The organism is Sulfurihydrogenibium yellowstonense SS-5, assembly GCF_000173615.1.
GTDB lineage: Bacteria > Aquificota > Aquificia > Aquificales > Hydrogenothermaceae > Sulfurihydrogenibium > Sulfurihydrogenibium yellowstonense.
This window is the reverse complement of sequence record NZ_ABZS01000061.1, coordinates 1-8,644: the sequence shown is the minus strand read 5'-3', so window position 1 is coordinate 8,644 and position 8,644 is coordinate 1. Positions and strand designations below refer to the sequence as shown.

The 8,644-nt window shown below is 29.9% G+C and carries 9 protein-coding genes; all 9 read left to right on the top strand.

What is annotated here, in order from left to right; translation table 11 throughout:
• Nucleotides 1–259 (top strand): WYL domain-containing protein (locus SULYE_RS08345; protein ID WP_007546617.1); only part of this gene is annotated, 259 nt, incomplete at its 5' end.
• A complete protein-coding gene (locus SULYE_RS03660; protein ID WP_007546615.1) occupies nt 256–756 on the top strand; it encodes a shikimate kinase in 501 nt (166 codons plus the stop codon). The genes SULYE_RS08345 and SULYE_RS03660, both read left to right, overlap by 4 nt.
• Before the next feature lie 3 nt (nt 757–759).
• Nucleotides 760–1,782, top strand: coding sequence for a UDP-glucose 4-epimerase GalE (gene galE / locus SULYE_RS03655; RefSeq protein ID WP_007546614.1), 1,023 nt, complete (start codon nt 760–762; stop codon nt 1,780–1,782).
• Nucleotide 1,783: 1 nt separating this feature from the next.
• The gene (locus SULYE_RS03650) at nt 1,784–2,269 is read left to right on the top strand and encodes a hypothetical protein (protein ID WP_007546612.1); all 486 of its coding nucleotides are present in this window, start codon (nt 1,784–1,786) and stop codon (nt 2,267–2,269) included.
• 4 nt (nt 2,270–2,273) lie between these two features.
• Nucleotides 2,274–3,554: a PelD GGDEF domain-containing protein gene (locus SULYE_RS03645; protein WP_007546611.1), complete on the top strand. Its 1,281-nt coding sequence runs from the start codon at nt 2,274–2,276 to the stop codon at nt 3,552–3,554.
• Nucleotides 3,551–4,540 carry a tetratricopeptide repeat protein gene (locus SULYE_RS03640; protein ID WP_007546610.1) on the top strand — a complete coding sequence of 330 codons (990 nt, stop codon included), beginning with the start codon at nt 3,551–3,553 and terminating at the stop codon, nt 4,538–4,540. Before SULYE_RS03645 ends, SULYE_RS03640 begins: the two co-directional genes overlap by 4 nt.
• Entirely contained in the window at nt 4,537–6,063 is a 1,527-nt protein-coding gene (pelF, locus tag SULYE_RS03635) for a GT4 family glycosyltransferase PelF (protein ID WP_007546609.1), read from the top strand. Before SULYE_RS03640 ends, pelF begins: the two co-directional genes overlap by 4 nt.
• Nucleotides 6,051–7,421, top strand: coding sequence for an exopolysaccharide Pel transporter PelG (pelG, locus tag SULYE_RS03630; protein WP_007546608.1), 1,371 nt, complete (start codon nt 6,051–6,053; stop codon nt 7,419–7,421). The genes pelF and pelG overlap by 13 nt, the downstream gene beginning before the upstream one ends.
• Nucleotides 7,387–8,644: endo alpha-1,4 polygalactosaminidase (locus SULYE_RS03625; protein WP_007546607.1), on the top strand; the 1,258-nt coding region annotated here is incomplete at its 3' end. The genes pelG and SULYE_RS03625, both read left to right, overlap by 35 nt.

Below are 8,644 nucleotides of genomic sequence, written 5' to 3'. Positions count from 1 at the left end.
TAAGCTTTCGAGTAAAAAGCTTCCGTTAGAAGAAAAAATAGAAATAATCAAAAAAGCCATCTCTGAGAAAAAGCCAATAGAGATAGTCTATCTTAAATCAAAAGATGTAAAATCAAAAAGAGTAATAATCCCTAAAAAAATTGGCAAAATGGATTACAACGGTGCTGAGTTCTTAGGCATTGAAGGATTTTGCACAATAAGAAAAGATGATAGAGTTTTCAATGTTGAGAAAATTCTTGAAATTAAGGAGATAGAATGAAAAATATATATCTTGTCGGATTTATGGGAAGTGGAAAGTCTACGGTAGGAAAGATTTTAGCCGAAAAATTAAATATGAATTTTATTGATATTGATAAGTTTATTGAAGAAAAGGAAGGAATGAAAATAAAAGATATTTTTGAGCAAAAAGGAGAAAGCTATTTTAGAGAGCTTGAAAGAAAACAGATAGAAGCAATAGTTAATCAAGAAGGACTTGTAGTTTCTACCGGAGGTGGACTTGGGGCAAATTTGGACAATATGAATTTAATGAAAAAAAACGGAGATGTTGTGTGGCTTGATGTTAGTTTAAACACTGTCTTAGATAGACTAAAAAACGACCAAGACAGACCATTATTAAAACAACCTACAGAAAAAATAAAACAACTTTTTGAAGAAAGGAAGAATGTATATAGACTTGCAAACATAAGAATCAATGCAGACAAAAAAACACCAAGCCAAATTGTAGAAGAAATTTTAACAAAAATAAAAAGGAGATAATTTATGAACATTTTAATCACAGGTGGAGCAGGTTATATCGGTAGTCATGTAGTAAAACAGATAATAGAAAACACGGACCACAGCGTAGTAATCATTGATAATCTCTCAACAGGTTCATTGAAAACTATTAAAACGCTAAATGAAATCCGTCAGCAAACGGGCAAAAATACAGAGCTTACTTTTATTGAAGCAGATTTGAAAGATTTTCAGATGATAGAAGGAATATTTAAAGCTAAAAAATTCGATGCTGTAATTCATTTTGCAGCAAGCATTGTGGTACCAGAGAGCGTAAAAAATCCAATTAAATATTATATGAACAACACAGTAAACACAACCAATCTTATCAATCTTTGTCTTAAATATGGTGTTAATAGATTTATTTTCTCATCTACTGCTGCAGTGTACGGTCAACCGGACGAAATTCCGGTGAAAGAAACAACGCCAACACAACCAATAAACCCTTATGGAAGAAGTAAATTAATGAGCGAAACAGTCCTTAACGATGTAGGTGCCCATACTGAATTTAAGTATATAATACTCAGATATTTTAATGTTGCCGGAGCAGACTTAAAAATTAGAATAGGGCAGAGATTTCCAAACGCAACCCATCTAATAAAAGTAGCAGCAGAAACAGCGGTTGGCAAGAGAGATAAAATGTATGTTTTTGGTACAGATTATCCAACGCCGGACGGCACTTGTATAAGAGATTATATTCATGTTGATGATTTAGCAGATGCTCATATTAAAAGCTTAGAGTATTTAAATGATAATAATAGTGACGTGTTTAATTGTGGATATGGCAGAGGGTACTCTGTCTTGGAAGTTATTAATACTATGAAGGAAGTTTCAGGAGTAGATTTTAAAGTTGAGTATACCGGTCGTAGAGAGGGAGACCCGGCTATATTAATAGCAGATAATACTAAAATTTTAAACAATTTGAATTGGAAACCGCAGTATGATGATTTAAAGCTAATTTGTAAAACTGCCCTTGAATGGGAGAAAAAACTATTACAGGAGGAGGTTTAAGATGAGGAAGTTCTTATTATTTTTTGCTTTAGTTTTCTTAGTATCATGCTCAACAGTTACAAATTTAGATTATGCTAAATTAAATTTAAAAGATAAGAAAATAACGGTTCTTCCATTTGAAAACTATACAGAAACGCCTTTAGCAGGACTTAGAGTAAAAAGCATAACAGAAGGGGTTGTTTCTTCCAAAGGATATAAACTATCTATTACGAACGTTAAACAAGATAAAGATTACAGTCCTGAGGAAATTAAGAAGCTTTTGCAAGAGTTAAAGGAAAGTAATATAGATTATGCAATTACCGGGAGTGTAAACGAATTTAGATACAAAACCGGTATTGATGGAGAACCGGCAGTAAGTATTACTGTTAAAATTTATGATATCAAACAGGAAAAAGAAGTTTACACAAGTGTATCTTCCAAAACAGGCTGGTCTCATGAATCTATTACAACCGTAGCGCAAAAAATACTAAACAAAATCATTCCTTAAAGCCATGTTTTTAACAAAGTTTTTAAAGGAATTAAACTTAAAAATATTAATTGCTGAAATATTTATATTCACATTAGCTTTATTATTTATTGGAATGTATACAAATCCTTCTGACCCCTTGTTTATAGAATCTAAATTTGGTTATTTATTTTATCTACTTCCATTACTTGTGTTTACCCTTTACTATGGGTTATTTGCAGGAATTATAAGCTTTTTTATAATTGTTTTAATAGCCTTTTTCTTTTATAAAGAATTTCCAACAGTTTATATTCTATGGTTATTTCTGTTTGTGCTTGTAGCATCAGAATTTAATTATTATTGGTCTGAAAATGTAAAAAAATCAGAGGATAAATTTAAATATGCTGACGGAAAATTAAGAGATTTAGCAAGAGAGCTGATGCTTTTAAAAATATCCCACGACCAACTTGAAAAGCAGTACATTATAAAACCTATTAGTATAAGAGAAGTAATTTATCAGATTAAACAAAAAATAATATCAAATTTTGAAGAAGAAGAAATTTCCAATATGCTAATGAATTTATTAATTCAATCATTCAACATAGAAAGAGCTGCACTTGTATATGTAGATTTAGAAAAAAATAATTTTAAAATAATATCCTCTACCCATGATGACTTTGATTTTAATATAAAAGATGTTTTAGTTTCCAAAGCAATAGAAGATAGAAGTATTTCATACCTAAGCAAAATAGAAGAAGAATCAAAGTACTATGCAGCTATTCCTGTATTTATTTCAGAAACGCAAGTTTATTTATTTGTAATTGAAGAGATTGGATTTTTATCTTTAAACATGGATACTCTTTTGATGATTAATCTATTTATTTACTATATTGTAAGTGAAAAGTTAATTTTAGAAAAGATAAAAGATATAGTTAAGAAATTCGATATGTTTGACATAGACTTTATAAAAGAAATATATAGAATGTCAGAAATTAAAAAGAATTTAGGAATAGAATCTTCCTTAGTTATCTTTCAAATTAAAGGAAGCATCGAAGATGAAAATATAAAAAATTTACTCAGGAAAAATTTAAGAGGACTTGACATAATGGACTCACTGTTTTTACAAGAAGACAATCTTTTAATAATACCAATATTATTACCTTTTACACCAATTTCTGGAGCAAATTCTTTTGTGGAAAGAGTAAAGAATATTTTAGTAGAGAATTTATCTTTATCTTTCTTTGAAAAAAATATAAAACTAAAAATAGAATCTGTTGATATAAATCCAGCTAAAAATCTTCAATCAATTTTGGAGACTATTAAATGAGTTATAAAAAATTATATTTATCTGTAACTTTAGAAGTTCTTGGTATTTCATCTTTTTTTACAGAGAATATTTATGTCGCATTATCATTGTTTTTTCTCTTTCATGGCTTGGCAGTTTTTTTATTAACAACTGTTTTATATCTTTTTTTGCCTAAAAGAACTAGGTCAAGAAAATGGCAGCCTTTAGTATTTATATTTTTAATAGGGTTTTTCGGATTTATCGTTGGATATTTATTTTTATTTATCTTAACTTTATATCTATTTAGAACGCAAAGAAATATTGAATTTAAGCCTATAGAAACTTTTTCTATTGAAGAGATAGAAGATGAAGACCTTTATTTTAGTGGTCGTAGATTTGGAGAAGGAGCAATACTTTCAATTTTAAAGAAAGATAACGTTCCAAAGGACCTAAAACTAAGAGCTTTTATGTCTTTATCGGATTTACAAAGTCCGATAACCTATTCTTTAATAAAAGAAAATATTAGTAATCCTATGGACGAAATAAGATTGATGGCTTTTAGTATGATTTCTAAAATGGAAAAACAGTTAAACGATAAAATTCATGAACTTAATCTCAGACTAAAAGATAATGATTTATCTGAAGAAGAAAAAGCTAAAATTTACTTTGAATTGGCCCAAGCTTACTGGGATTTTGTTTTTTTTCATGTTGTAGATAAAGAGTTTGAAAATTTCGCAATAGAAAAAGCTTTATACTACGCAGAAGAAGGGTTAAAATTAAAAAAGGATTTTATTCCTTATTTTCTAATTGGAAGAGTTTATTTAAGACTTAAAGATTATAAAAAAGCAAAAGAATATTTAGAGTTGGCTTTTAATTTTAAAGAGTTTAGATATAAAGTCATTCCATATCTTGCAGAATGTTATTTCTATGAAAGAAATTTTAAAAAGGTAAAAGAGCTTTTCTCTCAATTAGACTTATCATTGGACGTAAAAGTTAACTTTATGAAACAATTTTGGAGCATGCAATGATAGAGCTTTTAAACCAAAATAAAAAAATAGATGTTTTACTAATTGCAGAAGGAACATATCCATACATTAGAGGCGGCGTTTCTACATGGATTCATGATTTAATTACAGGCATTTCAGAAAAAAACTTTGGAGTTGTTTTTCTTGGAAGTAGGCCGGAAGACTACGAAGGAATAAAATACAAACTTCCGGACAATTTAGTTTATTTATCTGCAGATTATCTTTTTAATTATGAAAGAACAACCCTGCCCCATGAAAGAAATGCCAATGAAGAAAATTTTAATTACATAGAAACTCTGCATAAATGGTTTAAAGAAAACGTAGATAAAAATGTTGACCTGCCAGAAAAAATCAAAAAACTTGAGTTTTATCTAAAAGAAGTAAAAGAAGAAGATTTTTTGTTTAGTAGAGAGGCTTGGAACTTTATAATTGATATGTACACAGAATATGCTGAAGAAACCCCTTTTATAGATTACTTTTGGACGATAAGGAACATTCATGCACCTATATGGGTTGTTGCTAAAATTGCTTCCCAGGCTCCAGATTGTGATATAGTACATAGTCCTTCAACAGGATACGCCGGATTTCTTGCATCACTGATCTCTTATCATAAAAAAATTCCGTTTGTCCTTACTGAACATGGGATATATACAAGGGAAAGGAAAATAGACCTTTTAAATGTAGATTGGCTTGTAGATAAAAGATTATTCTTTCAAAGAGATTTAGGTGAGATTGATCATATTCGTAACTTGTGGATTAGGTTTTTTGAAAGCATTGGAAAATTTATCTATCATGCGAGTAAGATCATTATCTCTCTTTTTGATGATGCGAGGAAAATTCAAATATCCTACGGTGCAGACCCAAACAAGTGTATTGTAATCCCAAATGGTGTTGATGTTGAAGGCTATTCTCAAGCTTTGAAAAATAGACCTAAGGAAATCCCAAAGGTAATTACATTGCTTGGGAGGGTTGTTCCAATTAAAGATATAAAAACATTCATAAAGGCTATGAGAATAGTTGTAAATAAATTACCCCAAGCTGAAGGTTGGATAGTTGGTCCAACTGATGAAGACCCTGAGTATTATGAAGAATGTAAAAGATTGGTTGAAGTTTACAATCTTGAAAATAATGTGAAATTTCTTGGATTTCAAAATCCAAAGGATATTTTCCCAAAAACAGGAATACTGACTTTAACATCTATAAGTGAAGGTATGCCGCTGGTTGTTCTGGAAGGTTTTGCTGCCGGTCTTCCGGCCGTTGCTACAGATGTTGGTTCTTGTAGACAGCTAATATATGGTGGACTAAACGAAGAGGATATTAATATTGGTAAGGCCGGAGAAGTTGTTCCTATTGCAAATCCGGAAAAATTAGCCAATGCATACATAGAGCTTTTAACAGATGAAGAAAAATGGAATGCTTATCAAAAAAGTGCATTAACAAGAGTAAATAAATTTTATAGAAAAGAGCAATTTTTAGAAAATTATAGAAAGATTTATAAAGAGGTTTTAACACAATGGCCGGTATAAGCTTTGAATTAAGGAAAGTATTAAGAGAAAGAACGCTTGGTTCAATAGTAAAAGCTTTCGGATACTCTGCTGTTTTAAGTGCCGGACCATATTTAATTTCTATTTTAACATTAGCATTATCTTTCTATGTTTTAAGACAATTTGTCTCTTCCGATAAAATTGTAATTCAGTTTGGTGTAATAGTAACATACTTAACAGCTTTCAGTCTTATTTTAACCGGATTTTCTCAGCTTATGATAACAAGATTTCTTGCAGACAGAATTTTTGAGAAGAAATATGAAGTTGTTCTTCCAAATCTTATTGGGAATATACTTTTAAATATGATTTTGGCTTTTATCATTTCTTTAATTTTTTCAGTTATCTTTTTTAAAGAACAAGGTGCAGTTTTTATTATTTTGTATGTATTGATTTTTACGATAATGTGTGGGTTATGGATTATAAATGTCGTATTAACCGGATTTAAAAGCTATAAATTTATAGTCTTTTCTTTTGCTACCGCGTATATTACCTTTTTCCTTTTAGCTTTATATATGGCAAGATACGATTTGGCAGGGTTGATGTTTTCATTTTTTGTTGGTCAGACAGTATTATTTTTCTTGCTTCTTGGGTATTTTATAAAAACCCACTATTCAGATAAGATAATATCTTTTGATTTTTTTGATAGACATAAAATATATATATCTTTGATTTTTTCGGGATTTTTCTATAATCTTGGTATATGGATAGATAAATTTATATTTTGGTTTTATCCTGATACGAGCATCCAGATTTTAGGACCCATTAGAGCTTCTATTGTTTATGATATTCCGATGTTTTTAGCATATATTGCAATTGCTCCCGGTATGGCAGTATTTTTCTTAAAACTTGAGACAGAGTTTGCAGATTATTATGACAGATATTACCGTGCAGTTAGAGAAGGGGCAACCTTAAATAAAATTTATCAATTTGGCGATGACATGATACTTTCGGCTCGTTCTGTTATTTTTGATACTTTGAGAATTCAAGGAATAGCATTTTTATTTTTCTTAATATTTGATACGCTTTTATTCAAAATATTTAAGCTTTCTCTTTTATACATACCCCTTTTCCATGTTTTGATGGTTGGGACATACCTTCAGTTAATATTTATGACATTGCTCGCAATACTAAACTACTTTGACAGAAGAAGAGAAGTTCTTTACTTATCTATTCTTTTTGCTGTTTCTAACGCAGTATTTACCTATGCTTCTATTTTACTTGGACCTTACTTCTATGGATATGGTTATGCTATCTCTCTGTTTATTTCTGATTTGCTTGCCATAATTTTGTTAAGGAGGTTTTTAGATGAGATACATTATCAGACTTTTATGCTTATTTAATCTTTTATTTATATTTAATCTATCTTACGGAAAAGATTTAAGCGTTGGGTTTATCTACAGAGAACCACCTGAAGAGGCATTCTACCTTTATGACTGGCTTGTAGTTGACCCGGACAACTTTTCTTTTGAAAAACTTAAAGAAAAATACTACATAAAAAATAAAAAAGCAAAACTTTTTGCGTATGTATCCGTAGGAGAAATAGAGCCTTACAGAAAGTACTATAAAGAAATAGATAAAAGCTGGATAATAGGAGAAAATAAAGACTGGAAAACCTACATAGCGGATATAAGAAAAAAAGAGTATAGAGAATTTCTAATAAACAAAGTCTTAAAAAATCTTTCTCAATACGATGGATTTTTCTTTGATACCTTAGATAGCTATCAAATTGCATTAAAACCAAATGAATATAAAGATTATGAAAATGCCTTGGTTGAGTTTATCATTCAAGTGAAAAAAACATTCCCGGACAAAAAAATCATTCTAAACAGAGGTTTTGAAGTAGTCCCACAGGTAAAAGATTATATAGATGCAGCAGTTGCAGAAAGTCTATTCTATGGTCTTGATACCAAAACAATGAAGTACAAAAAAATGAAAGAAGAAGATACAAGATGGCTTTTAAACAAACTAAACGAGATTAAAAACCTTGGCGTCAAAGTTATCGTGATAGATTATGTAGACCCTAAAAATAAAAAATTACAAAAAGAAGTTGCTAAAAAAATATACGAAAATGGGTTTATCCCATACGTTACCGATAAAGACCTAAAAACTCTTGGAACAAGTATATATCAAATTATTCCAAGAAAAATTATGATTTTGTATAATTCTAAAGAATTTGATGCAGCAGACGATGATTTACATAGAAATTTCCAAGCTTTTATAGAATATCTTGGATATATTCCGGTTATGTATGATATCAATAAAGGGCTTCCAAAAGATTATATTGGAGATGAGTATGCCGGGATACTACTGAGGCAAACAGAATATTCGCCAGAGATGTTGCAGTGGCTAAAAAAACAGATTTCAGACGGAATTAAAGTATTCTTTCTAAGCTACATTCCATCAGATGAAGAATTTTTAAGTTTTCTTGGTCTAAAAACAGAAGGAAATACATCCATTTTTGATAAAGTTGATTTCAAGCCCATAGGTTATGATTATTTTGAGATAAAACCAGAAATCCAACCAATTCCAATAACAACACCACAAAATAATTTCAAGCCTATTT

Excerpts from the sequence above, each read along its gene's own strand:
- SULYE_RS03650 (WP_007546612.1), top strand. The coding sequence starts at position 1,784 with ATGAGGAAGTTCTTATTATTTTTTGCTTTAGTTTTCTTAGTATCATGC.
- SULYE_RS03640 (WP_007546610.1), top strand. The coding sequence starts at position 3,551 with ATGAGTTATAAAAAATTATATTTATCTGTAACTTTAGAAGTTCTTGGT.
- pelG (WP_007546608.1), top strand. The coding sequence starts at position 6,051 with ATGGCCGGTATAAGCTTTGAATTAAGGAAAGTATTAAGAGAAAGAACG.
- SULYE_RS03645 (WP_007546611.1), top strand. The coding sequence starts at position 2,274 with ATGTTTTTAACAAAGTTTTTAAAGGAATTAAACTTAAAAATATTAATT.
- galE (WP_007546614.1), top strand. The coding sequence starts at position 760 with ATGAACATTTTAATCACAGGTGGAGCAGGTTATATCGGTAGTCATGTA.
- pelF (WP_007546609.1), top strand. The coding sequence starts at position 4,537 with ATGATAGAGCTTTTAAACCAAAATAAAAAAATAGATGTTTTACTAATT.
- SULYE_RS03660 (WP_007546615.1), top strand. The coding sequence starts at position 256 with ATGAAAAATATATATCTTGTCGGATTTATGGGAAGTGGAAAGTCTACG.